20 protein-coding genes are annotated in these 22854 nt (G+C 64.0%); 9 read left to right on the forward strand and 11 right to left on the reverse strand.

What is annotated here, in order from left to right:
- Positions 1 to 66: 66 nt before the first annotated feature.
- The 3 genes from AC3WOG_RS05395 to AC3WOG_RS05405 form a co-directional block, all read right to left on the reverse strand.
- Positions 67 to 1287, reverse strand: a complete 1221-nt coding sequence (locus AC3WOG_RS05395) for a benzoate/H(+) symporter BenE family transporter (RefSeq protein WP_492577030.1) — start codon at positions 1285 to 1287, stop codon at positions 67 to 69.
- Positions 1288 to 1327: 40 nt separating this feature from the next.
- Positions 1328 to 2503, reverse strand: coding sequence for a vWA domain-containing protein (locus tag AC3WOG_RS05400; protein WP_492577031.1), 1176 nt, complete (start codon positions 2501 to 2503; stop codon positions 1328 to 1330).
- 98 nt (positions 2504 to 2601) lie between these two features.
- On the reverse strand, positions 2602 to 3444 hold the full coding sequence (locus AC3WOG_RS05405; RefSeq protein WP_492577032.1) for an AAA family ATPase: 843 nt from the start codon (positions 3442 to 3444) through the stop codon (positions 2602 to 2604).
- Positions 3445 to 3879: 435 nt separating this feature from the next.
- Here AC3WOG_RS05405 and AC3WOG_RS05410 point away from each other — a divergent pair, with 435 nt between their 5' ends.
- Both AC3WOG_RS05410 and AC3WOG_RS05415 read left to right on the forward strand, forming a co-directional pair.
- Positions 3880 to 4248: a c-type cytochrome gene (locus AC3WOG_RS05410; protein ID WP_341312828.1), complete on the forward strand. Its 369-nt coding sequence runs from the start codon at positions 3880 to 3882 to the stop codon at positions 4246 to 4248.
- 47 nt (positions 4249 to 4295) lie between these two features.
- Positions 4296 to 4679, forward strand: a complete 384-nt coding sequence (locus AC3WOG_RS05415; protein ID WP_492577033.1) for a c-type cytochrome — start codon at positions 4296 to 4298, stop codon at positions 4677 to 4679.
- A gap of 121 nt (positions 4680 to 4800) precedes the next feature.
- Here the strand turns inward: AC3WOG_RS05415 and AC3WOG_RS05420 are convergent, their stop codons facing one another.
- The 3 genes from AC3WOG_RS05420 to rsxB form a co-directional block, all read right to left on the reverse strand.
- Positions 4801 to 5235, reverse strand: coding sequence for a DUF1841 family protein (locus AC3WOG_RS05420; RefSeq protein ID WP_492577034.1), 435 nt, complete (start codon positions 5233 to 5235; stop codon positions 4801 to 4803).
- A gap of 174 nt (positions 5236 to 5409) precedes the next feature.
- Positions 5410 to 6054: an endonuclease III gene (nth, locus tag AC3WOG_RS05425; protein ID WP_492577035.1), complete on the reverse strand. Its 645-nt coding sequence runs from the start codon at positions 6052 to 6054 to the stop codon at positions 5410 to 5412.
- Between the two features lie 19 nt (positions 6055 to 6073).
- Positions 6074 to 6922 (reverse strand): electron transport complex subunit RsxB, encoded by an 849-nt coding sequence (rsxB, locus tag AC3WOG_RS05430; protein ID WP_492579725.1) that lies wholly within the window; start codon positions 6920 to 6922, stop codon positions 6074 to 6076.
- A gap of 383 nt (positions 6923 to 7305) precedes the next feature.
- On the opposite strand from rsxB, the gene AC3WOG_RS05435 reads away from it, so the two are divergent.
- Positions 7306 to 7938 carry a TetR/AcrR family transcriptional regulator gene (locus AC3WOG_RS05435; protein WP_410834448.1) on the forward strand — a complete coding sequence of 211 codons (633 nt, stop codon included), beginning with the start codon at positions 7306 to 7308 and terminating at the stop codon, positions 7936 to 7938.
- 82 nt (positions 7939 to 8020) lie between these two features.
- Here the strand turns inward: AC3WOG_RS05435 and AC3WOG_RS05440 are convergent, their stop codons facing one another.
- Together AC3WOG_RS05440 and AC3WOG_RS05445 are read right to left on the reverse strand one after the other, a co-directional pair.
- Positions 8021 to 9298 (reverse strand): polyhydroxyalkanoate depolymerase, encoded by a 1278-nt coding sequence (locus AC3WOG_RS05440; protein WP_492577036.1) that lies wholly within the window; start codon positions 9296 to 9298, stop codon positions 8021 to 8023.
- Between the two features lie 181 nt (positions 9299 to 9479).
- Positions 9480 to 11363: a glycoside hydrolase family 15 protein gene (locus tag AC3WOG_RS05445; RefSeq protein WP_492577037.1), complete on the reverse strand. Its 1884-nt coding sequence runs from the start codon at positions 11361 to 11363 to the stop codon at positions 9480 to 9482.
- A gap of 230 nt (positions 11364 to 11593) precedes the next feature.
- Between AC3WOG_RS05445 and AC3WOG_RS05450 the strand changes: the two genes are divergently transcribed.
- Positions 11594 to 11839, forward strand: coding sequence for a hypothetical protein (locus AC3WOG_RS05450; protein WP_492577038.1), 246 nt, complete (start codon positions 11594 to 11596; stop codon positions 11837 to 11839).
- A 215-nt stretch (positions 11840 to 12054) separates the two neighbouring features.
- Here AC3WOG_RS05450 and AC3WOG_RS05455 read toward each other — a convergent pair whose 3' ends face one another.
- Positions 12055 to 12207: a DUF3096 domain-containing protein gene (locus tag AC3WOG_RS05455; protein WP_115104110.1), complete on the reverse strand. Its 153-nt coding sequence runs from the start codon at positions 12205 to 12207 to the stop codon at positions 12055 to 12057.
- Positions 12208 to 12419: 212 nt separating this feature from the next.
- Between AC3WOG_RS05455 and AC3WOG_RS05460 the strand changes: the two genes are divergently transcribed.
- Positions 12420 to 13703 (forward strand): lactonase family protein, encoded by a 1284-nt coding sequence (locus AC3WOG_RS05460; RefSeq protein ID WP_492577039.1) that lies wholly within the window; start codon positions 12420 to 12422, stop codon positions 13701 to 13703.
- Positions 13704 to 13803: 100 nt separating this feature from the next.
- On the opposite strand, the gene AC3WOG_RS05465 is transcribed toward AC3WOG_RS05460, so the two are convergent.
- Entirely contained in the window at positions 13804 to 17736 is a 3933-nt protein-coding gene (locus tag AC3WOG_RS05465) for a DNA translocase FtsK (RefSeq protein WP_492577040.1), read from the reverse strand.
- A gap of 231 nt (positions 17737 to 17967) precedes the next feature.
- Positions 17968 to 18513, reverse strand: coding sequence for an META domain-containing protein (locus tag AC3WOG_RS05470; RefSeq protein WP_492577041.1), 546 nt, complete (start codon positions 18511 to 18513; stop codon positions 17968 to 17970).
- Between the two features lie 412 nt (positions 18514 to 18925).
- Here AC3WOG_RS05470 and purT point away from each other — a divergent pair, with 412 nt between their 5' ends.
- From purT to AC3WOG_RS05490, 4 genes are all read left to right on the forward strand, one after another.
- Entirely contained in the window at positions 18926 to 20140 is a 1215-nt protein-coding gene (gene purT / locus AC3WOG_RS05475) for a formate-dependent phosphoribosylglycinamide formyltransferase (RefSeq protein ID WP_492577042.1), read from the forward strand.
- A 124-nt stretch (positions 20141 to 20264) separates the two neighbouring features.
- Positions 20265 to 20477: a DUF6726 family protein gene (locus AC3WOG_RS05480; protein ID WP_492577043.1), complete on the forward strand. Its 213-nt coding sequence runs from the start codon at positions 20265 to 20267 to the stop codon at positions 20475 to 20477.
- Between the two features lie 81 nt (positions 20478 to 20558).
- Positions 20559 to 20927 carry an MliC family protein gene (locus AC3WOG_RS05485; protein WP_492577044.1) on the forward strand — a complete coding sequence of 123 codons (369 nt, stop codon included), beginning with the start codon at positions 20559 to 20561 and terminating at the stop codon, positions 20925 to 20927.
- Between the two features lie 263 nt (positions 20928 to 21190).
- Positions 21191 to 22843 (forward strand): acetolactate synthase large subunit, encoded by a 1653-nt coding sequence (locus AC3WOG_RS05490; RefSeq protein ID WP_492577045.1) that lies wholly within the window; start codon positions 21191 to 21193, stop codon positions 22841 to 22843.
- Positions 22844 to 22854: the final 11 nt, after the last annotated feature.

Genomic DNA, 22854 nt, shown 5'->3' on the forward strand with positions numbered 1-22854 from the left:
CAGTATTGACACTTGCCCCCGGCGAACCGTTCACACGGATTTCAGCCACCGTTTTTCGTCGACGATTCAGCCGCGGCGCGCGTTCAGCACCAGTTGCGTCAGCACGCCCGCGACCAGTCCCCAGAAGGCTGAGCCGATCGACAGCAGGGTGAGGCCCGAGGCCGTCACCATGAACGTCACCAGCGCCGCCTCCCGCTGTTTGGAGTCGTGCATCGCGTTGGCCAGGCCGCTCATGATCGAGCCGAACAGCGCCAGCGCGGCGACGGAAACCACCAGCGCCTTCGGCAAGGCCGCGAACAGCGCGGCGATGGTGGCGCCGAAGATCCCGGCGATCAGATAGAAAATGCCGCACCAGACCGCCGCGGTGTAACGCTTGTCGCGGTTCTCGTGCGCCTCGGGGCCGGTGCAGATCGCCGCCGTGATCGCAGCAAGATTGATGCCGTGCGAGCCGAACGGCGTGAGCAACAGCGAGACGATGCCGGTCGTCGAAATCAGCGGCGCGGACGGCGTCGTGTAACCGTCGGCGCGCAGCACCGCAATGCCCGGCACGTTCTGCGACGCCATCGCGACGACGAACAGCGGAATCCCGATGCTGATGCTCGCGGCCACCGAGAACGCCGGCATGGTGAACACCGGATGGGCGAGCGCGACCTGAAAGCGGCTGAAATCGAGCAAGCCGAGGCCGCCGGCGGCGGCCGTGCCGACGATCAGCGTCGTCACGATCGCGTAGCGCGGTGCGAGACGTTTGACGATCAGGTACGTGAAGAACATCGTCAGCACGAGCGCGGTCTGGAACTGCGCGGCGCGGAAAATCTCGATGCCGATTTCGAACAGAATGCCCGCCAGCAAAGCCGATGCGATGCCCGCCGGGATTTTCTTCATCAGTGTATCGAACCAGCCGGTCAGGCCGACCACGGTCAGCAGCACCGCGCAGACGATAAACGCGCCGATCGCCTCCGCGTAAGCCACATGCGGCAGCGACGACACCAGCAGCGCCGCGCCCGGCGTCGACCATGCGATCACGATCGGCGCGCGAAAACGCAGCGAGAGGCCGATCGTGCCGACGGCCATACCGATCGACAACGCCCAGATCCACGACGAAATCTGCGCATCGGTCAGATGCGCGGCCTGGCCCGCCTGGAACATCAGCACCAGCGAACTGGTGTAGCCGGTCATCATCGCGACGAAGCCGGCGACGACGGCTGACAGCGAGGTGTCGGCGAATGGTCTGAGACGCCCGGGCGATACGGTGGCAGGGGACAAATCGGGCGATGAAGACGGACTCATGCAGAAGTTTTCTTATAGTTGAGGATAAAGCGCGACCCGATTATTTGCTCAGCATGCGCATGGCCGTTTCGAGGCCGGCGAGCGTGAGCGGATACATGCGGTGGCCGAGCACTTCGCGGATGGCGCTGACCGACTGACGGTACGCCCACAAACCCTCCGGCTCCGGATTCAGCCACGCATGATGCGGGAAATGATCCGCGAGGCGCCGCAGCCACACGGCGCCGGCTTCGGGGTTGTTGTATTCGACCGAGCCGCCCGGTTGCAGCACTTCGTACGGACTCATCGTTGCATCGCCGACGAAGATCAGCTTGTAATCCGGCGTGAACTTGTGCAGCACGTCCCACGTCGGCATCCGCTCGGCGTGGCGGCGGCGATTGTTCTTCCACAGAAAGTCGTACACGCAGTTGTGGAAATAGTAGAACTCGAGGTGCTTGAACTCGGCCTTGGCCGCCGAAAACAGTTCCTCGGTGCGTTTGATGTGATCGTCCATCGAGCCGCCCACGTCGAGCAGCATCAGCACTTTCACCTTGTTGTGCCGCTCCGGCACCATCTTCAGGTCGAGCCAGCCGGCGTTCGCGGCGGTGCTGCGGATCGTGTCGGGCAGATCGAGCTCTTCGGCGGCGCCTTCGCGCGCGAAACGGCGCAGGCGGCGCAGCGCGATCTTGATGTTGCGCGTGCCGATTTCGACCTGGTCGTCGTAATCGCGGTAGGCGCGCGCTTCCCACACCTTGACCGCAGTGCGATTGCCCGCCGCATCGCCGCCGATGCGCACGCCCTCCGGGTTATAGCCGCCGTTGCCGAACGGCGACGTGCCGCCCGTGCCGATCCATTTGCTGCCGCCTTCGTGGCGCTCTTTCTGTTCGTCGAACAGTTCCTTGAGGCGCTCCATCAACTTGTCGAGGCCGCCCATCGCTTCGATTTGCGCTTTCTCCTCGGGCGACAGATCGCGTTGCAGCTTCTTCTTCAGCCAGTCGAGCGGGACGTCGAAGGCGAGCGCCGAGGTTTGTGCGACGCCGTTGAAATACGCGCCGAACGCCTGGTCGAACTTGTCGAAGTACTGTTCGTCCTTGACCAGCGTGATACGCGCGAGATAGTAGAAGTCGTCGAGCGACGGTGCGATCACGTTGGCTTTCAGCGCCTCGAGCAGCGTCAGGTATTCCTTCACCGACACCGGCAGTTTGGCCGCGCGCAGCGAATAAAAGAAGTCGATCAGCATGCTGTTTCCTCTACGGCGGCTGGCGTGCGGCTGGGCTGCGGTACTGCGCGCGCACCAACGGGGTATCGACCCGGGTCAAGACCCGGGTTTCAGCGGTTTCAGCGATTATTGCGGTTCATGAAGATCAGCCGCTCGAACAGGCTCACGTCCTGCTCGTTCTTCAGCAGTGCGCCGTGCAGCGGCGGGATGATCTGCTTCTGGTCGGATGAGCGGAGCGCCTCGGGCGGAATGTCTTCGGCAAGCAGCAGCTTCAGCCAGTCGAGCAGTTCCGACGTCGACGGCTTCTTCTTCAGCCCCGACACGTTGCGCAATTCGAAAAAGCTCTGCATGGCCGCGCTCAGCAGTTCCTTTTTGATGCCGGGGTAATGCACCTCGACGATCTGCTGCATCGTCACCGGATCGGGGAACTTGATGTAGTGGAAGAAGCAGCGGCGCAGGAACGCGTCGGGCAGTTCCTTCTCGTTATTCGACGTGATGATCACGAGCGGGCGCTGTTTGGCGCGAATCAGCTCGTGCGTTTCGTACACGTAGAACTCCATGCGGTCGAGTTCGCGCAGCAGGTCGTTCGGGAATTCGATGTCGGCCTTGTCGATCTCGTCGATCAGCAGCACCGTTTGCTCTTCCGACTCGAACGCCTGCCACAGCACGCCCTTGACGATGTAGTTGCCAATGTCCTTGACGCGTTCGTCGCCGAGCTGCGAATCGCGCAGGCGCGACACCGCGTCGTACTCGTACAGACCCTGCTGCGCCTTGGTGGTGGACTTGATATGCCACTGCAGGAGCGGCATGCCGAGGGCAGCGGCGACCTCTTCGGCCAGCATGGTTTTGCCGGTGCCGGGTTCGCCCTTGATCAGCAACGGGCGTTTCAGCGTCATCGCGGCGTTGACCGCGAGCTTGAGGTCGTCGGTGGCGACGTATTGCGATGAGCCTTCGAAACGCATGGCGAGATGCTCTTTTTGGGAAAAATTCCAGTATAAGTCAGAAGGCCTGTTGGGCTGAAACGGGCTCGCGTATGGTTCCACCCGCGGTGTCGGCGCCTATCCGGGCGCTCACGCGGCGAGCGCGGGCGGCCCGTATGCATGCCCGGCGCGCCCGGTGGGCGGGCGTGTCGGGCACACCGGGCGCGCCCGGCAAAACCGCTCGGATCGCGGCGGTTGGCGCGAAGTCGCGCGAAGCAGGCACGGACGGCGCAAAGCGGCGCTAGCCGCGGCTTTGCGGCGGGAAAATGCGCCGCTGCCCCGCGCGGTGGACGTTCGGCGCGGCGTCGCGGTACAATTAGCCCGATTTTTTTGGCCTGCGTGGCTACCCTATAAGAATAACGGCGCGGGCCGTTGCCTTTTTGGGCGCCCGTTTCCCCTCAAGCCAGGTTACATGCTATGAATAAATTCGTCGGCAAACACGTCGTGATCGCAGCGCTGTCGGTGCTCGCGGGCTATGCGGCCAGTGCGCAGGCAGCGGATGTCGTCGGCAACGCGAAGGCGGGCCAAGGCAAGGTCGCGATGTGTATTGGCTGCCACGGCATCCCTGAATACCGCACCGCTTACCCTGAGGTCTACCGCGTGCCGATGCTCGGCGGCCAGAATCAGGCGTACCTCGAGAACGCGCTGCGCGGCTACAAGAAGGGCGACCGCCATTTCGAAACGATGCACGCGATCACCGTGTCGCTGTCGGATCAGGACATCGCCGATATCTCCGCCTACTACGCAGCGCAAAATTCCTCTTCGAAGAACAATCCCGACAAGTGATCGGCGTCGGTCACTCGGTTATTTATATTCGCGGGATAGGAGAATTCATGAATAAGCCCCAACAGGCACTCCATACGGTGTTCAAGGCTGCATGCGCGTCGGCGGCATTGATCGGTCTGGTTGCAGCGAACGTCGCGCACGCCGCTGACGCCGGCAATGGCAAGGTGCTGGCCGACAGCCACAACTGCGCGGCTTGCCACGGTGTCAACCTGAACAAGCCGGTGAGCCCGGAATATCCGAAGCTCGCCGGTCAGCACTCCGACTACGTCTACTGGGCGTTGCGCCAGTATCAGATGGGCAACGGCAACCCGCACCTCGGTCGCAACAACGCGATCATGCAGGCGCAGGTGCAAAGCCTGTCGATTGGCGATATGAAAGACATCGCGGCCTACGTCGAATCGCTGGACGGCGATCTGGTGCAGAAGAAATAAGCGCGCGGCGCTCTTTTCGCACAGTTTCTGATTGAACGACACCCTGCTTCGGCGGGGTGTCGTGCTTTTGGAGCCGCGCGCGGTTGGTTGCGCGACGGCGCCGGCCGGGCGTGCTTGCCGCTTAGTCCCGCGTGGCGCGCCGCTCGATGCGCTGCAAATACGCGTCCGTATCCGGCGGCGTGCCGGTGCGCTGCGCTTCCCAGATGGTTTCGCCGAGGCAATCCATGATCGCGTGCTGCGCTTCATGGGTCGAGCCGAGGCGGGCGGCGAGGCGCTCGTGCGCCGCGCGAATGCCCGGCGGCTGGTCGATCGACAATTGTTCGGTGATCGCCAGATGCATCGACAGATGCAGGAACGGGTTGGTCTGCCCGCGTTCGGGCGAGTAGTCCTGGATTGCCGCGCCTTCGCTATCGGCCAGATCGGCGTGGTACTCGGGATGCTCGACGATCCAGTCCGCGGCGATTGCCTCGAGCGGTGTCAGGATTTCGCCTTGACGCTGTTTGCGCCAGGTGTCGGTGAAAAAGTGGCGGACTTCGTCGCGGCTAGGATTGAACATCGTGGGATCGGTGCGTTGAGTGTGAGGCGGGCGTGCAGGGCGCCATTTTACGCCGGGGCGGGGCGGCTCGCTGGCGAGGGCCGCAAGCTGCTAGAGCGCCCCGAACGCACGGACCGCACCGCGCGGTTGCGGCGACACGGCGCTTTCTCATAGGTTCGCCCAACCGCGCCGTGTTCAGAGATCCGGCGGCGGCGTCTTCGGCCGGAACTCGCACAGCGGCTCGATCACGCAATGCCAGCATTCCGGCCGGCGCGCCTTGCATACATAACGGCCGTGCAGGATCAGCCAGTGATGCGCATCCTGCTTGAATTCGGCCGGCGTGAATTTCTCCAGCGCCTGTTCGACCGCGCGCACATCTTTTCCCGGCGCGAGACCGGTTCGATTGGCAACCCGAAAGATGTGCGTATCGACGGCGATGCTCGGATGACCGAACGCCGTGTTCAGAATCACGTTCGCCGTTTTTCGGCCGACGCCGGGCAGACTCTCGAGCGCTTCGCGATCTTCCGGCACTTCGCCGCCGTACCGGTCGAGCAGAATGCGGCACGTCGCAATCACATTCTTCGCCTTGGTCCGATAGAGGCCAATGGTCCTGATGTAGCCGGCGACACCTTCTTCGCCCAGATCGAAAACCTGCTGCGGCGTGTTCGCGACCGGGAACATCTTGCGCATCGCCTTGTTGACCGACACGTCGGTGGCTTGCGCCGACAGCAGCACGGCAATCAGCAGTTCGAACGGTGTGGTGTACTCGAGTTCGGTGGTGGGATGCGGATTGAGACTCTGAAGCGTCTCGTAGATGGCGCGGCGTTTGTTCGCGTTCATGCGGGGCGTGCAGGTTCGGTTAGCGCTTCGTGGAAGGCGTGTCGGTGTCGTCGTCCATTGCGAGTCCGAGACGGCGGCGGCGTGCTTCGGCGGCATCGATCTGCGCCTGGACGTCGGCGCTGACATGCTCGGTGTTCAGCGGACCTTGGCCTTTGGCGGCCAGTTCTTCTTTCTTCTTGCGCGCGCGATCGAGCGCGGCCTGAATGATCGCGCGTTTTTTCGCTTCGGCGTCGTCCGTTACAGACGCCGCGGGCGCCGCAGGCGATGCATCGGCCGAAGCCGCAGCGCCGGTTCCAGCGCCGTGCGCAGGCGCGCTGCTCGCGGCTCGCCGCGCTGCAGCACGCGCTTCGGCGGCTTCGCGTTCGCGCGCAAGACGCGCCTCGCGCCGGTCGTGGCGTTCACGCGCGGCGTCGGCCTGGGACTGGCTCCAAGCGTCCCAGCCGGTTGCTTCACCAGTGACGGGCGGCATCGCGATGCAGTCGACCGGACAAGGCGGCACACACAAGTCGCAGCCAGTGCAGAGTGCCGCGATTACCGTGTGCATCTGTTTCGGTGCGCCAACTATTGCATCGACCGGACAGGCCTGCATACACAACGTGCAGCCGATGCAAAGTTGTTCGTCGATAACCGCCAAAGGACGCGGACGTTCGACGCCGTTGGCGGAATTGAGCGGAATCACCGGCTTGCCGAGCAACGCGGCGAGGCGCGCGACGCCTTCGGCGCCGCCCGGTGGGCATTGGTTGTAATTGGCCTCGCCGCTGGCGACTGCTTCGGCGTACGGACGGCATGCGGGATAGCCGCACTTCGTGCATTGCGTTTGAGGCAGCAGATCCTCGATGCGGTCTGCGAGTGTTATGGAATTGGTCACGGTGACGACGTTGGGGCTTGCCTCGCGGTCGCACAGCTTGCCGAACGCGGCCTGGGGAAAACACGCGGCGGGCTGGGGCAACACAAAAGCGCGGCGAAAGCGTGCTAACACACGCCAATATAGGCAAATACAGGCGTAAATAGAGGCGCGCGTGGAGTCGAATCCACACAAGCGTCTGCTCGCGCCAAGCTTGAACTAAATAGCACATTATCGCCGATTTCCCCAATTGCGATCCGCAATCCATGTGCCATAATCGAAGCGCTTTTTCGAAAGACCGCAGAAGGGTGTTCCCCCAACCAGCCCGTTCAGTGCTGTCGGTGCAAGGCCCGAGGAGAGGCCGGCGGCGCGATCCGGATAACGCGGCTCACGAAGACGATGCCACCATGAATCAGCCGAAAATCAAAAGAGATCCTGAAGGCACGCGGCGCCGCATTCTGCTTGCGGCGGCCGAAGAGTTTGCAAATGGTGGGTTGTTCGGCGCACGCGTCGATCAGATCGCCCGCCGCGCGGAAACTAATGAACGCATGCTCTACTACTACTTCGGTAGCAAGGAGCAGCTTTTCACTGCTGTACTCGAGCACGCATTCAGCGCGCTCAATGAAGCGGAACGCACGCTCGAACTGAACGGTGTCGCGCCGGTCGAGGCCGTTACACGCCTTGCGCATTTTGTTTGGGATTACTACCGCGATCATCCCGAGTTGCTGCGTCTCGTCAATAACGAGAATCTGCATGAGGCACGCTACATGCAGAAGTCGACGCGCATCCGCGAAATGATCTCGCCGATCGTCGCTACGCTCGGCGGCATTCTTGAGCGCGGCCAGCGCGCCGGGCTGTTTCGCACCAACGTCGATCCGTTGCGCTTTTACGTGACGCTGTCCGGCATGGGCTACTACATCGTGTCGAACCGCTTCACACTCGAAGCGACGCTCGGCCGCGATTTCAGCAGCGCAGGCGAACGCAGCGAACTCGTGCAGATGAACACGGAATTGCTGCTCGCTTATCTGTTGCGAAAATAGGCCTCACGGCAGCGACGCGCAGCGGCTTAAAAAACGGCAACGGCCTCCGAAGAGGCCGTTGTTCTATCTGTCTGCGTGGTGCTCAGGCTTCGACTTTTTCCTTTGTCACCTTCGGCGCCTTGTTGTGCTCGAGGATGAAGTCGCGCAACTGCGGATAGATGATGGTGCGCCAGCGGCGGCCCGAGAAAATGCCGTAGTGGCCGCATTTCTCGGCAGTGAAGTGACGCTTCTCCGTCTCCGGAATGCTGCTGCACAACTCATGCGCGGCGAAAGTCTGGCCGTCGCCGGAGATATCGTCCAACTCGCCTTCGATCGTGAAGAGCGCAGTCTTCCTGATGTCCTGCGGCCGTACCCGCTCGCCGGCGACGTCCCATGTGCCTTCCGCAAGACGGAATTCCTGGAACACCACGCGGATCGTGTCCAGGTAATAGTCGGCGGCCATGTCGAGCACGGCGTTGTACTCGTCGTAGAAGCGGCGATGCGCTTCGGCGTCGTCTTCGTCGCCGCGCAGCAGGCTTTGGTAGAAGTCCCAGTGCGACGCCGCGTGCCGTTCCGGATTCATCGCGACAAAGCCGGTGTGTTGCAGGAAGCCCGGATAAACCTTGCGGCCCACGCCCGGATAGTTCGGCGGCACCGTGAAGATCACGTTGTTTTCGAACCATTCGTACGAGTGCTGCGTGGCGAGCGAGTTGACCGAAGTCGGGCTCTTACGCGCGTCGATCGGGCCGCCCATCATCGTCATGGTGCGCGGCGTGTCTTCGCCGCGGCTCGCCATCAAGGAGATGGCGGCGAGTACCGGCACGGTCGGCTGGCACACCGAGATCACGTGCAGATTCTTCGCGCCGATGTGACGGACGAATTCCTGGATGTAGGCGATGTAGTCGTCGAGGTGAAATTCGCCTTCTTCGAGCGGCACCATGCGCGCATCGATCCAGTCGGTCAGGTAGACCTTGTGATCCTGCAGCAACGTACGCACGGTATCGCGCAGCAGCGTGGCGTGGTGGCCGGACAACGGTGCGCACACCAGCACGATCGGCTCGTCTTTCAATTGGGTAACAGCGCTGCTGTCGTCCGCGAAACGCTTGAAGCGCATCAGGCGGCAAAACGGCTTCTCGATGATCGTTTGTTCGATGATCGGGATGTTATGGCCGTCTTTGACGATTTGATGAAGGTTGAACTCGGGCTTTTCGTAATCTTTGCCGAGCCGGTACAGCAGTTCGTAGCCGGCCGACAGGCGGGTCGCGCCGGGCACATAGGCAAGGGGACTGGCCGGATTCGCAAAGGATTTCGACGCGGCCTGAGCCCAGGCGGTGAGGGGGCTCAACATCGCCCGCTGGAATTCGTGCAATTGGTAGAGCATGGGTGCTCCGTTCTTAAGCGGTTCGCATGGGGCTTCGCAAACACGCGTATGGCGTTGCGGCGGGCCGTATTGGTTGCTGGCACATTGATTTTCGGCCGACAGTCTAGTCGATCATATCGAACAAAGCGCACTTGTGCAATGCAGCAATTTACGCGCGGACAACGCGCAAGCTGTCATTTAATCATGCTACCGGCGATGTTGCTGCGCCGCTATCAGGGGTTGCCGCAGCTTTGAATTCTGCTGCTTCGGTGGCGCCGATATCGGACGGCTGGCCGGTAGCCTCGGCCATCTGCTGCTCGTGCTTCATCAGGTTCAAACCGGTGTGCACCAGCGCCACATGCGAAAACGCCTGCGGGAAATTGCCGACCAGGCGCTTCGCCGTTGGATCGTACTCTTCTGACAGCAGACCGACGTCGTTGCAGAGCGCGAGCAGCCGTTCGTACATCGCATGGGCTTCATCGATGCGGCCTTGCAGCGCGAGGTTGTCCACCATCCAGAACGAGCACGCGAGGAAGGTGCCCTCGCCGGGCGGCAGGCCGTCGTCAAATTCGGTGGTGCGGTAGCGCATCACGAAGCCGTCGTGCATCAGATCTTTTTCGATCGCCGCCACCGTGCCTTTGACGCGGGGATCGTCCGGCGGCAGGAAGCCGACCAGCGGTAGCAGCAACACGCTCGCATCGAGCTGATCGCTGCCGTAATACTGGGTGAACGCGTTGAGCGTCGGACTCCAGCTCTTTGCGCAGACCTCCGCGTGGATTTTTGTGCGGGTCGCGCGCCAATCGTCGAGCGGGCCGTCCAGCTTGAACTTCTCGGCCGACTTGATGGCGCGGTCGAAGGCGACCCACGCCATCACCTTCGAGAAGGTGAAATGCTGGCGGCCGCCGCGCGTTTCCCAGATGCCTTCGTCGGGCTCTTGCCAGATTGTGTCGAGGTGGCGGAGCAGCGCGCGTTGCACGTTCCACGCGGTGTCGTCCGCCTGCAGGCCGCCGACGCGCGCCAGATGCAGCGCGTTCATCACTTCGCCGTAGACGTCCAGCTGCTGCTGGCCGACCGCGTTGTTGCCGATCCGCACCGGCTTGGCGTCCTGGTAGCCCGGCAGCCAGTCGATTTCGAACTCGGGCAGGCGCCGTTCGCCGGCGATGCCGTACATGATCTGCAACTGATCCGGCGCGCCTGCCATCACGCGGCCAAGCCAGGTGCGCCACGCGCGCGCCTCGTCGTAGTAGCCGCCGCGCATCATTGCCAGCAGCGTGATGGTGGCGTCGCGCAGCCAGCAGTAGCGGTAGTCCCAGTTGCGCGTACCGCCGAGCTGCTCCGGCAGCGAGGTGGTGGGCGCCGCGACGATGCCGCCGGTCGGCTCGTACGCGAGCGCCTTCAGCGTAATCAGCGAGCGGCGGATCGGCTCGGCCCACTTGCCCTCGACCGTGCTGCGCGCCGACCATTCGAGCCAGTGATTCTCGGTGCGCGCGAGGGCCGTGTGCGGATCGCGGGCGGGCGGATTGCGCAGATGCGAGGCCGCATACGCCAGCGAAAAGGGTACCCGCTCGCCTTCGGTCACGGTGAAATCGGCGACGGTCTTCATGTTCTCGCCGCGCAATTCGACTGGCGTGCGCAGGACGGCGGTATCCGGGCCGACGATCGCCTTGATGCCGCTGTCCTGCTTCAGGCGTTCGACCCACGGAATCGAGAAGCCGTAATCGAAGCGCAGCACCAGTTCCATCCGCATGCGCACGGTGCCGCGCTTGCCGACCACGATCCGCACGATCTCCGACCAGCCGTTGCCCGGCGGCATGAAATCGATCAGCGTGACCGCGCCCTCGGGCGTGTCGAAATCTGTCTCGAGGACCAGGGTTTCGCCGCGATAACGGCGCGTGATTTTTGGCGGCGTGTCGGAGACGGGCGAAATCAGCCAGCGGCCGTTTTCGGGCGTGCCGAGTAGGGCGGCGAAGCAGGCGCCGGAGTCGAAGCGCGGCCAGCAGAGCCAGTCGACGGAACCTTCTCGGGAGACGAGCGCGGCCGTGTGGCCGTCGCCGATGAGCGCATAGTCTTCGATGAGTGCGGGCATGGGGAGCGTGTCTCTAGTGCGCGAGGCCATGGCCGCCGCGCTTGGTGTCGTTGTTACTACCGGACTCGTACGATGCGTTTTGGTTCAGCGCGCAATGGGGCAAAACGCGAGTTGGTAAATTGTCAAATCACTGCCTACACTCTGATTTCAACCCGGCGCGCCCAGCCTTCACGATAGCGCATCGGTCTTGCCCCTGGCGCGTGTAGACGCCGTCTCGGAGGACAAAAGCTATGCTGAACCCGTCGAAATCCGATTGCATCACGATTCTCTCGGCCGCCAGCGAACTTGCCGACGATTCGATGCTACCGCTCGACCCTGGCCGGCTGGGCCTGTCCCGCAACGGGATGCTGACCGCCGCGGCCTTTCTGGTCGAACGGGCCTGCTTCCGGCATTACCGCGAAGGTGACGGCCATTATGCCGTCGGCGCGCTGTCGCTGCAGGGGCGCCTGCGGCTCGATCAACTGTCGAACGGCTGACCGGGCGCCGCCGCGGGTTTCTACCGCGCGAGTTTGCCGCTTCGCGTTACAGCCTGGTTCACCATCACGGCAACCGTCACCGCGTGTGCGGTTCATGTCGTTCGCGTCGTTCCTTTTGCTCGTGTCATTCCTTCGCCGGCCGCGCTCATGCGGACCGGTCGCCGGGCGCGCACTGCGCCCCCGGCCGTCCATCCCATCCTGCTGTCCGCCACCGCTCAGAAGTGCGACGACCCCACGCCGAAGAGCCCAATGATGCCGATGATGATCAGATAGAGCGCGACGATGTAGTTCAACAGGCGTGGCATGACCAGAATCAGAATGCCGGCGATCAACGAAACGAGCGGGCCCAGGCTGAGTGTGACGTTCATGAAGACTCCGTGGTGTGAGATTCGATTGAGAAAAAACGACCCGCCAGGCGCGACAAATGCTGCACATGCGCGCCGGTAGCCGGATTGGCAGCATGATCCGGCGCAACGCTTTTATACTTGCGTCGATAACGATAATGCTCGACCGATGGCGCGGCAGACCAGAGACACCGATACAACCGAATCAACCAGATAACCGATGTCCTGGAGGTCTTATGCTCCGTAGTAACCGCGCCGCAGTGCGTGCGGTATCAAGCTCTGCTTTACCGTCTGCTTCATGGTCCGCTGGACGGCCAGTTCCTTTGCGCGCCGCCCGCTCGATAATAAAAGGTTTCGTGCTCATGGTCTCGATTGTCGCGTCGCATGCGTTTGCGCAAGATACCGGCCCGGCTCCCGCCGACGGCGTCTACGACCTGCTGGTCGGCACTTATACGGGCGGCAAGAGCGAAGGGCTCTACGTCTATCGCTTCGACACGAAGACCGGCGAGGCGACGCGTGTGTCGGTCGCACAGACGGTCAACCCGTCGTATCTGGTGGTCAGCCGCGACCGCCGCTTCGTGTACGCAGTCAACGAAATGCCCGGCGACAACGGCCCGGCCACCCAGCGCGGCGGCGTCAGCGCATTTCGTTTCGACGCCGCGAGCGGTCAGCTGACCTTTCTCAACAAGGTCTCGTCGGACGGCAATGATCCGTGCTATCTGAGCCTGTCGCCGGACGGCAAGTATCTGCTGAGCGCGAACTACTCGGTGGCCGCCGACCCGGGCGGCAGCTTCGCGGTGTTTCCGTTGCAGGCGGACGGTCAGGTCGGTAGCTCGGTGCTTACCGTGCATCACGAAGGCGGTGGTCCGGTGAAGGGCCGCCAGGACAACTCGCACGTTCACTCGACGGTGTTCTCGCCGGACGGCCGCTACCTGTTCGCGCAAGACCTCGGCGCCGACAAGCTGTACTCGTATCGCTACACGTCTGACGGCAGCCGTGGTCTGTTCAGCCCGGCCGACTGGCGCTACACGCAGGAGAAGGCAGGCACCGGCCCGCGCCACCTGGTGTTCGGCGTCGACGGCAAGCATGCGTATCTGACGAGCGAACTGGCCGCCACGGTCAGTACCTTCGAGTACAACGACGGCAAGCTGGCGCAAGTGCAGACGCTGTCGCTGACGGAGCCGGGTTTCAAGGGCGCGGTGGGCGCCGCGGCGATCCATCTGTCGCCGGATGGGCGCTTTTTGTATGCATCCAATCGCGGCGATGCGAACGACATCGTGGTCTTCTCGGTCGACCCGGGCAACGGCCGCCTGAAGAAGGTCGGGCACCAGTCGAGCCTCGGCAAGTCGCCGCGTGAATTCGCGATCGACCCGACCGGCAACTGGCTGATCGTCGGTAATCAGAACAGCGATACCGTGTACGTGTTCAAGCGCGATCGGCAGACCGGGTTGCTCGAAGCAAATCCGAAACGGATCGACATCGGCTCGCCGGTGGATTTCAAGCTGGTTTCGCCGTCGTGAGGATGGGTGACGCGCGTGATGTGACGTGATGTGACTACACGCGTTGGATAAAAAACGGGCCGCTTCGAGCGGCCCTTTTTTATGGTTGGCTTTACTGTGTCTATTCAGCCGGCCCAGGCGCGAGCACTTCGCGACTGCCGTTGATACCCATCGCCGACACCAGGCCCGCTGTCTCCATCTGCTCGACGAGGCGCGCCGCCCGGTTATAGCCGATGCGCAATTGCCGCTGCACCGACGAGATCGACGCGCGCCGCGTACGCACCACGAAAGCGACGGCTTCGTCGTAGAGCGGATCGGCTTCGGCATCCGGCGTGTCGCCGAACAGATCCGGCGATGCGCCTTCGGTGGCCGGGCCGTCGAGAATGCCTTCCTCGTATTGCGGCTCGCCGAACTGCTTCAGATATTCGACGATCCGGTGCACTTCCTCGTCGGCGACGAATGCGCCGTGCACGCGCTGCGGATAGCCTGTGCCCGGCGGCAGGAACAGCATGTCGCCTTGGCCGAGCAGCGATTCGGCGCCCATCTGATCGAGAATCGTGCGCGAGTCGATCTTCGACGACACCTGGAACGCGACCCGCGTCGGAATGTTCGCCTTGATGAGGCCGGTGATCACATCCACCGAAGGCCGCTGCGTCGCGAGAATCAGGTGGATGCCGGCGGCGCGCGCTTTCTGCGCGAGCCGCGCGATCAGCTCTTCGATCTTCTTGCCCGCGACCATCATCAGGTCGGCCAGCTCGTCGATCACCACCACGATCAGCGGCAGCGGCGCGAGCGGCTCGGGCGCTTCGGGCGTCAGCGAGAAGGGATTGCCGAGCTTCTTGCCGTTGGCTTCGGTGTCGCGGATTTTCTGGTTGAAGCCGGCCAGATTGCGCACGCCGACCGCCGACATCAGCCGATAGCGCTTTTCCATTTCGCCGACACACCAGTTCAGCGCGTTGGCCGCCAGCTTCATGTCGGTGACGACCGGCGCGAGCAGATGCGGAATGCCTTCGTAGACCGACAGTTCCAGCATCTTCGGATCGATCATGATCAGGCGCACTTCTTCGGGCGTCGCCTTGTAGAGCAGCGAGCAGATCATCGCGTTGATCGCCACCGACTTGCCCGAACCGGTCGTGCCCGCGACCAGCATGTGCGGCGCCTTCGCCAGATCGGCGACGACCGGATGACCGGTGATGTCCTTGCCCATCGCCAGCGTCAACTGCGAATGCGAGTGCTGGTAGACGTTCGCTTCGAGGATTTCGGAGAGCCGGATCGTCTGACGCCTGGCGTTCGGCAATTCGAGGCCCATGCAGGTCTTGCCGGGAATCGTCTCGACCACGCGGATCGACGTGAGGCCGAGGCCGCGCGACAAGTCCTTCATCAAGCCGACGATCTGACTGCCGCGCACGCCAAGCGCCGGCTCGACTTCGAAGCGCGTGATGACCGGACCCGCCGATGCGCCGACCACGGTGACCGGCACTTTGAACTCCTGCAGGCGCTGCTCGATCAACTGACCGGTTTCGGCGAGCTTTTCTTCGGAGACCGGTTCGACGTCGGTGTCGGCGCGCGCGAGCAGATCGAGCGTCGGCAATTCGACCATCGACGCGGCTGGCGCGCGGAATTCGAAACCGTTGGCCGGGCTGTGGCCGCGCAACGGTGGGCGCGGGACGACGGCGGGTTCGGCAGGCTCGGCAGGCTCGGCCGATGGTTCAGCTGTGAATTGCGCGGACGATGGCGCGGTGGGTTCGGTAGTCAGCTCGTCGGCGAAATCGGCTGTTGCTGGCGGTTCGGCTTGCGCCGCGAAGCCGGGGAAGCGAACCACGTTCGACGCGTGCGATGCGCTTTGCGGCGAGACGGCGGCCACGATGTCCGACGTTTCCGGCACGTCCGATAGGGTGGGGGAGTCCGCGGCGTCGGCTTCGATTTGCGTGGCCGCTTCGCTCGCGCTCACGACGTGCAGCGACGGCGTGGCGTGATGCGTGGACGCGGCGTCGCTCGGCGCGGTGGTGCTGCTCAGGCGCGGCGCGCCCGCCGACGATGCCGCGCGCAGCGACGCAACGGCATCGCTCCTGTTTTCCCAAGGCGCCAGGGTTTTATCGATGACGACTTCGGCGACCGGCGCTGCCGCGACGGTAGGTGCCTGCCCTTGCGCCTGAGTTTGGGCGGGCGCGATCTGCGGAATGTGGCTTGCCGGCGACTCGATAGGCCATTGCACGACCGGCTCGCTGCTTTCCGTCATGGGCACTTCGGGCGCGACTTCTATCCGCGGCGTTTCGATGACAGCGTGGGTAGATTGATGAGCGGGCGCAGTTTGGACTTTATCCGGCGAAGGAGGCACGCTCGCGTGCAGCACCGACGCTTCCGTGCTTTCGGTTTCAGCAAGCGGGCCCGACGCCGGCGCGGCGGCGAATGCTTCGACATGAGCAAACGCGGGTGCCGACGAAACCGCGGCGGCGTTGTCGGGCGCGTGTGCGGTTGAGGTTTCGAACGCTTGTGCAGCCGGATTGGGCGTAACAGCAACTTGTGCAGCCGGCGCCTCGGCGGTTTGCATGGGCAAATCAGCAGGCGCCTGTCCGATCTCGCTCGCGATCGACGAATTGACGGCCAGTTGCCCGGCATCGAACGGCGCCTCGGAGGCCGGCGGAACCGTCGCCACCTTCGCGGTTTCTGCCCCGGTGCCGCGCGCAAGACTTACGCCGGCGAGATCAGTCCAGCGCGCGGTGTTTTCCTCGATGCTGCGAAGCGTTTCTTGCACGCTGGCGGGCGGCGTGACTCGCTGCGTCGTCGGCATCGGCCGCGTGTAACTGGGCGCCGGCGAGTTGAGCGGAGCAGCCGGGCGACGCGCAATCGGCGTTGACGCGATGTTCGCGCGCGGGGCGGCCGCGAACGGTTGTCCGGCGGACGTGGGCCGGCTGCCTGAAGATGAAGACACCGCGGGCGCCGCGCCTGCTGAGCCCGGCATGGCGGACGGACGGCTCGCGCCGGTAGCTGAACTTGCAGCCGCGCTTGAAGCCGCACCAGCCGCCGCACCTGACACCGTCCGCACGGCAGTCATCGCTTGCGAAGCTTGCACCGCAACAGCCGGCGCGACTGCTGCGCCGGCCAGGCCCGCTGCGGCAGCGCCGACACCCAGAGACCCGGCTGGCCGTTGCTCTCCAGCCGCGCGCCGGCCCGCCTGCGAGCCGCCTTCGCGAGCTGAGGCCGCGAGAGGCCCCGATGCAGTGGCGGATGCCGGGCCGCGCGGCGCTGTCGCCGGATCACGCAACCATCCGGCCGGCGCAACCGGCTCGGCGGGCATCCACGCTGCGGTCTTGTCCTGGTTCAGCGGCTGCCTCGACGCCGACGTCTGACGCGGCGGCGTTCCGGCCGGCGTTCGCGCAACCGTCTCGGTTTGCGGCGCCTGGCCGCGCTGCTTCACGCCGCCGGCGCGCCAGCTCGACCCGGCGCCGCGCGCCGTCGTGTCTTTGCCTGCCGCAGGAGAAGCCGCACCTACACCTGCCGCACCCGCCGCAGTTGCACCCGCCGCCGTGCCGCGTCCGCTTGCCGGCGGCCGCCAGACGGTCGGGCGGGCATAACGTCCGTTGGTTTTGGGCGCCATCGTATTGGTGGACGGCGAAACGTGCGACGGTGAACCGTCATCGACGCTGCGATGGCGGCGCGCTTCCTCGTCGCGTTTGGCGAGGCCGCGCGACAGGCCGAGGCCGAACGCGCCGTCGGCCCATACCGCGACATCGGTCCAGCGGAAGTCGATCAGCCAGGGCAAGCTGATCGCCAGCAGCGCGAGCGCAGCGAGCGGCGTGCCGATATGGCCGAGCAGATGACCGAAGCCCGCCGCCAGCGCATGTCCGAAGCCGTTGACGCCGGCCGCGCCGATCAGCGACGCCTCCAGCGTGCAGCTCGCCACCATCACGCAGACGAAGCCGAGCCATAGGCGGATCGTGCCGGGGCCGCGCAAACCTGCGCCGCCCGGCAGCGCCGACTTCACGAGACGCCACAAAAGAGGAATGAACCAGACGGCTGACCCGCCGAACCAGCCGAAAACTACCGTGTGCATGCTAGACATCAACGAATGACGGACGCGCAAAAGCGCAACCCGTCGAGTTTAAACCGGCGAAGCCCGATGCTTCGATGGCAGACGCAAGTTTGCTTGCGTCCAGTGGGAAAGCAGGCCGGCGCGCGGCCTGCCGTCGGTGAAAAACAACGGCTGCTGCAGCAACCCATGCGCGTCATGCGGACAGCATCGGCGGCAATAAGGCCGCCGGATTGTCTGAACCGCACTGTCCGATCATTTTGCGCTGCGGTCGAACGTCAGCGTGTCGCCGTTATCGAGCACCAGCTGCATCTGCTGCGGCTCGCGCATTTGCACGCCGGTACGGTCGATGTGCGTCAGCGCGTTGAGATACGCGCCTTCGATCTGTCCGCCCGGCGTCATGCACGCCATGCGCGTGCCGCCCAGCGTGCCGAAGCTCAGCTTGCCGTCTTTCAGCGCATACGAGCCCATATAGCGGTTGCAGCCGGAAAAGCCGCTGGCGTGGCGCTGGCCTTTATCGGTCGAGAGTACGAGCGTGATCGGCGCGCCCTGATCGGCGGACGGAATCGCGCGCGCTGTGCCGTCAGCCTGTTTCCAGCCCGAGAGCATCCAGCTGGTGTCGTCGAGCAGCTGCGTCGCGGCCGGGTTGAACGGGTCGGGTGGCGCGGCTTCCGAGTCGGGATGTTTCGGGATCGCGCAGGCGCTGCATAGCGCGGCCACGCTCAACGCGGCGATCGCCGTGCGCACATAAGCACGCAGCGGCGCGCCGGCCAAGGTGAAGGCGCGGCGGCGGGCTGCCATGTGTGGCTGATGCGGCCTTGCCTGTGGCAAGGCTTGCGACTCGGCCCGCGACGCTGCGGGCAACGAGGCGGCGGACGTCGAAGGCAACGTTGCCTTCGACGGCGCACAACATGTTGCGATGAAGCGCGCAACACGTCGCGCGGAGGAGCTTTGGAGCATGGCGTCGTTCCTCTTCAAACTGGCGAAGGCGTAAGGGTAACGCACTACGCTCGCCGCACGCGAGTGCAACGGCGCGCCAAGGGCAGATTCAGGGAGCAGCAGCGCCGATGCGCGCACTGCGCGCAGACCGTAGCGCGGGGCCGGCGAGCGACGCACGGCGAGGGGGCGCATTGGGGTGTGCACCGGGGTGCGCATGTTAACATCGTGCTCTACCCAATCCCACCCTCATCCGACTTTTTTATCTGGAGACCCCATGCAGATCGGCCAACGGATCGGCACGCCCCTTTCTGAATCCGCCACGCGCGTCATGCTGCTCGGCGCCGGCGAGCTCGGCAAAGAAGTGATCATCGCGCTGCAACGGCTGGGCGTCGAAGTGATCGCGGTCGACCGCTATCCGAACGCGCCGGGTCACCAGGTCGCGCACCGCTCGCACGTGATCGACATGACCGACCGCGCCGCGTTGCGCGCGCTGGTCGAAGCGGAGCGCCCGCATCTGATCGTCCCCGAAATCGAGGCGATCGCCACCGACGCGCTCGCCGCGATCGAAACCGACGGCCTCGCCGAAGTGATCCCGACCGCGCGCGCCACGCAACTGACGATGAACCGCGAAGGCATCCGGCGTCTGGCCGCCGAAGAACTCGGTCTGCCGACTTCGCCGTACGCTTTCGCCGATTCGCTCGACGAACTGCGTGCGGGCATCGCCAAGGTCGGCTATCCGTGCGTGGTGAAGCCGGTGATGTCGTCGTCGGGCAAGGGGCAGTCGGTGTTGAAGAGCGACGCCGACGTCGAGCCCGCATGGCAATACGCGCTGGCCGGCGGCCGCGTGAATCACGGCCGCGTGATAGTCGAGGGCTTTATCGACTTCGAGTACGAAATCACCCAGCTGACCGTGCGCGCGATCGATCCGGCGAGCGGCGAGGTCAGCACGTATTTCTGCGACCCGATCGGCCACGTGCAAGTGGCGGGCGATTACGTCGAGTCGTGGCAGCCGCAGCCGATGAGCCCGGTCGCGCTCGAACGCTCGCGCGAAGTGGCGCACAAGGTGACGGCGGCACTTGGCGGCAGGGGCCTGTTCGGCGTGGAACTTTTCGTGCGCGGCGATGACGTATGGTTCTCGGAAGTCAGTCCGCGTCCGCACGATACAGGTCTGGTCACGCTGTGCTCGCAACGCTTTTCGGAGTTTGAGTTGCATGCGCGCGCGATCCTCGGTTTGCCGGTGGATACATCGCTGCGCGCGCCGGGCGCGTCGGCGGTGATTTATGGTGGTCTGGAGGAAGCGGGCATTGCATTCGAAGGCGTCGCGGCGGCGTTGGCGGTGCCGAATGCGGATCTGCGCCTCTTCGGCAAGCCGGAGAGTTTCGTCAAGCGCCGCATGGGCGTGGCGCTCGCCACCGGCGAGAACATCGACGAAGCACGCTCGCGGGCGAAGCGGGCCGCGGCGGCGGTGCATCCGGTCTCCACGAAGTGAAGTGCGCCGAAGCGGATTGAAGGGCACCGAGCCGTGCCGGAACGTATCGGCATGCAATGAACTAACCCGCGCGCCTTGCAAGCTCGCAACGCGCGAATCCTGAATCATTGAAGTAGAGGTAGGTATGGCCGTGGAATCCCGCAACAGTACGCGGCGTGTGACGTTTGGCCGTCTTGGCGCACTCGGCGTGGTGCTCGCGCTGTGTGCCGGGATGACAGGGTGCGGCCTCGCCGCCGCGCCGTGCCGGATCGCTTCTGCGGGTTTGAAGATCGTGCCGCTGGTCGGCCACGTCGCCGCCGCGCCGACTGATGCGTGCGCCGACGTGATCGATCCATAAACCGATCTGTCCGCGGTCTATACGCGACCCGTGGGCGGTTCGGGCACGCTCCTTGATGTGCGACAACAATCGAGGCATTCGATGAAGAAATGGTTTGTTGCGGTAACCGCAGTAGTGAGTCTGGCGACGCAGTACGGCAACGCATGGGCCGCGCCATTGCGGTTCGCCGAGATGCAGACCAGAGACCGGCAAACGCACAAATACACCTGCGCGACCGGCAAGATCCTGCAAGTGACGTACTGGAACACGGCGAACGGCCAGAGCTTCGCGCTCGTGCCTGTGAAGGGCCAGCAACTGCTGTTCGTCAACACCATCTCGGCTTCCGGCGCGAAGTATCAGGCCGGTAGCTACACGTGGTGGACCAAAGGCCCGCGCGCCGACCTGTACGACGCAACGGCCGGCGAAAACGCGCCGCCGATGCTGTCCGACTGCATCACCATCAATCGCTGAGCACGATATGGCGGCTTCCTTCATGATGCCGCCCCCCGCCTTGTCAGGCCTCTGCCTTGCGGCATTGCCCGTCTGCGCGCATCTTTTCCGTTCGAGTAGTAAGCTGTCCGGCATGGCATTCGCTGCGTCACGCCGTGCCTCCGCTGTGCCCATCAGGTTACGCCGTGCGCTGCCGGCGCGGCGGTGGCCGTCTTCGATCGTCCGTTCCCGGACCTTATCGCGCGGGCTGATGGCCCGCGTCGTTTCATCAAGCGAGACCCTCCATGAAAGCATCGGACCTGTTCGTCAAATCGCTGGAAGCCGAAGGTGTCGAGTATGTGTTCGGTATCCCCGGTGAAGAAAATCTCGATCTGCTCGAATCGCTGCGCCGGTCGAAAATCCGCCTGATCCTGACGCGTCACGAACAGGCGGCCGGTTTCATGGCCGCCACTTACGGGCGTCTCACCGGACGCACCGGCGTGTGTCTCGCCACCCTCGGGCCGGGCGCGACCAATTTCGTGACCGCCGCCGCGTATGCACAACTGGGCGGCATGCCGATGCTGATGGTCACTGGGCAAAAGCCGATCAAGTCGAGCAAGCAGGGACATTTCCAGATCGTCGACGTGGTGCGGATGATGGAGCCGCTCACCAAATACACGCGGCAGATCGTCTCGATTGCCAATATTCCGGCGGCAGTGCGCGAGGCGGTCCGCCAGGCCGAGGAAGAGCGGCCCGGCGCCACGCATCTGGAATTGCCCGAGGACGTCGCGCATGAAGAGGGCGACGGCCACCCGATCCCGAAGAGCTACAGCCGCCGCCCGGTCGCAGAAGAAAAAGCGGTGGCGCGCGCGGTCGAAGCGATCACCAAAGCGAAGCATCCTTTGCTGATGATCGGCGCAGGCGGCAACCGCAAGACCACGACCAGGATGCTGCGCGAATTCGTCGATCAGATCGGCATTCCGTTTTTCACGACGCAGATGGGCAAGGGCGTGATCGACGAATCGCATCCGATGTGGCTCGGCAACGCAACGCTTTCCGACGGCGACTTCGTGCATCGCGCGATCGATCACGCGGATTGCATCATCAATGTGGGCCACGACGTGATCGAGAAGCCGCCGTTCTTCATGCGCAGCGGCGAGGCGGGTGAGAAGACCGTGATTCACGTGAACTTCCTCGGTGCGGAAGTCGATACGGTGTATTTCCCGCAGATTGAAGTGGTCGGCGATATCGCCAATGCGGTGTGGCAGCTGAAGGAAAGTCTCAAGGAACGCCAGGAGCATTGGGATTTCACGCGCTTCAAGGAAATCAAGCAGCACTTTGAAGAGCACCTGGTGAAAGGCCAGCACGACGACCGCTTCCCGATGTATCCGGTGCGGATCGTCAACGACGTCTACGAGACGACGCCGGTGGACGGCATCGTGTGTCTGGACAACGGTATGTACAAGATCTGGTTCGCGCGCTACTACCGCGCGCACGAACCGAATTCGCTGCTGCTCGACAATGCGCTTGCTTCGATGGGTGCCGGTTTGCCGTCGGCGATCGCCGCCAGGATCGTGCATCCCGATCGCAAGGTGTTGGCCGTGTGCGGCGACGGCGGCTTCATGATGAATTCGCAGGAACTGGAAACGGCGGTGCGTCTCAAGCTCGATCTGGTGATCCTGATTCTGCGCGACGACGCATTCGGCATGATCCGCTGGAAACAGGAGAACATGAATTTCCCGGACTACGGCATGACGCTGCGCAACCCCGATTTCGTTGCCTATGCGCAGAGCTATGGCGCGCAGGGGCATCGCATCGAGTCGGCCGCCGAGTTCGCGCCGTTGCTGCGCGAATGTTTCGCGACGCCCGGCGTACATGTGATCGACCTGCCGATCGACTATTCGGACAACGAGCGCGTGCTGAATCGCGAGATCAAGCGGCTCTCCGCGCAACTATGAGCGGCAGCGGG

The organism is Paraburkholderia sp. FW306-02-B (genome assembly GCF_058782725.1).